At 49.1% G+C, this 224-nt stretch carries 1 pseudogene; it reads right to left on the bottom strand.

The features are described from left to right. Positions 1–53: 53 nt before the first annotated feature. A pseudogene (locus JSN25_RS01695) lies at positions 54–224 on the bottom strand (DUF4942 domain-containing protein); the annotation flags it as partial.

Genomic DNA, 224 nt, shown 5'->3' with positions numbered 1-224 from the left:
TTTCCGTCCAGAAGCATCAGCATGCGCTCTAGGTCTGCTAACCGATCGCGCTACAAGCCCCAGTTGAGCCCAAATCCCCACCGGTCACATTTGATCAGCCCACTGACGATGATTTTCCTTCCAAATTTGCAAGGGCTATTCGTCTTAAAATCCCAGCTAAGTCCTTTGAAGACGTTAATTACACCCCGCTCAAATACCTCGCCCTTATTCAGATGCAGTTGCTC

The sequence above is a fragment of the Citrobacter cronae genome, assembly GCF_016893685.1.
GTDB lineage: Bacteria > Pseudomonadota > Gammaproteobacteria > Enterobacterales > Enterobacteriaceae > Citrobacter > Citrobacter werkmanii.
The sequence above is the reverse complement of the archived record's forward strand: the minus strand, read 5'-3'. Positions and strand labels throughout refer to the sequence as shown.